This window comes from Candidatus Frankia alpina (assembly GCF_902806485.1).
Classification (GTDB): Bacteria; Actinomycetota; Actinomycetes; order Frankiales; family Frankiaceae; genus Frankia; species Frankia alpina.
Genome location: NZ_CADCWT010000450.1, coordinates 1 through 1,645 on the forward strand (window position 1 = coordinate 1; position 1,645 = coordinate 1,645).

General features: G+C 69.9%; 2 protein-coding genes. One reads left to right on the plus strand and one right to left on the minus strand.

Annotated elements, in window-relative coordinates:
* Positions 1 to 530: 530 nt before the first annotated feature.
* Positions 531 to 749, minus strand: a complete 219-nt coding sequence (locus G6R25_RS28465) for a hypothetical protein (protein ID WP_235949521.1) — start codon at positions 747 to 749, stop codon at positions 531 to 533.
* On the opposite strand from G6R25_RS28465, the gene G6R25_RS23835 reads away from it, so the two are divergent.
* On the plus strand, positions 742 to 1,645 hold a 904-nt coding region (locus tag G6R25_RS23835), incomplete at its 3' end, for an HNH endonuclease signature motif containing protein (protein ID WP_235949523.1). The genes G6R25_RS28465 and G6R25_RS23835 overlap by 8 nt on opposite strands.

Sequence of the window (1,645 nt, forward strand, 5' to 3'; positions counted from 1 at the left end):
TCGACCTGGACACGCCGACTGTGCGGATCACCTGACGGAACGCTACGTGGCGCCGGGCAGGAGACAGCCGGCCACCCCTGGCCGGATCCAGCACCCAGCCGCGCCGGACTTCCAGCCACATCGCCGTCCCGACCGTGTCCCTTGCTTGGTTGTGCCGCCGCTCGCGTCCTCCGCCTGCCAGCATCGGTTGCCGCCGCGATCGCTGTTCCGATGTGCCACACGGGATGTCTCTGCGTAGGGCACGTGGTCGGGCTCCGGACCTCCTCAGCAGCTGCGGTGGCGGTGGCGGCGACCAAATGCTGCTGTTCTTTCGTTGTTTTTCCGGAACGGCGGGACGGAGGATGGTTCCCGTGTCGCCTCCGCCCACAGCGTACGAACATGTGTTCGACATCCGGCGAGTATTGTTCTACCGTTGACCCATGGTTTACAACGACATCGGCGCCGACGTGGGTGACGGCCCGGACCCGCCGGCACGCCTGACCGCAATCTGTGGGCAGCTCGACGGGCTGCTGGCCGCGCAGGTCTGGCGGCTATCCGATGGCGAGTTGGACGAGCTGATCGAAGGCGTCTGCCGGCTGTCCGGGCGGGTTGCGGCGGTGCGGGGCCGGTTGTTCGTCGAGGCGCAAGACCGTGGCTTCGCCCTGCACCAGGGCGCCACCGATCTCGCCTGCTGGCTGCGGGAACGGCTGCAGCTGACCCGCTGCGAAGCCCGCCGGCGGGGAGATCCTCGCCGAGCATGCTGTGATCATCGGCGACGCGATGCGCAGCCTGCCGACCGGGACCACCTTCGAGCAACGCACCGCCGCCGAACAGGCCCTGATCGGCTTCGCCCGCCAGTTCGACACCATCCACCTCACCAAACTCGCCGCTCACCTCCGCGAAACGTTGACGACGGTGGACATCTCTCCCGGTGGCGACGACCCCCACACCGACAGCCACACCAACCCCGGCGCCAGCGGCGGCGCGGGCGCGGGCGGCGGCGACGGTGACGAGAAGCCGAGCCGGGACCCGGCAGACATCCGCCGCCTCACCTTCACCGACACCCCGACCGGCACCACCCTGATCAGCGGGGAACTCGACGCCGAAGGCGCCGCCCTGCTGCGCACCGCCCTCGACAGCCTCGCCGCCCCCCAACCCGCCGACGACAACACCCTCGACCGGCGCAGCCCCGCCCGCCGCCGCGCCGACGCCCTCGTCGACCTCGTCACCCGCGCGCTGACCGCCGCCACCGTCCCCGAAACCGGCGGCGTCCGCCCCCACCTGACCGTCACCATCGACTGGGACACCCTGCTCGCCTCGGGCGCCATCCCCGCCACCACCAGCTGGGGCCTTCCCCTACCCCACAGCACCCTCGCCCGGTTGAGCTGCGACGCCGAAATCACCCGGATCATCCTCACCCCCGCCGGGGTCCCCCTCGACGTCGGCCGCACCAACAGAACCGTCCCCCCACAGATGCGCCGCGCCCTGATCGCCCGCGACCGCGGCTGCACCTTCCCGGGCTGCGACAGACCCCCCTCATGGTGCGAAGCACATCACGTGATCCACTGGAAAAACGAGGGTGTGACCGCTTTGTGCAACCTTATCCTGCTCTGCGGTGAGCACCACAGGCAAGTCCACCACGACGGCTGGACCATCATCTTCACCG

What these genes read in the sequence shown, in the direction of transcription:
- G6R25_RS28465 (WP_235949521.1), bottom strand. Translation starts at nt 749, where the DNA reads ATGATCACAGCATGCTCGGCGAGGATCTCCCCGCCGGCGGGCTTCGCA.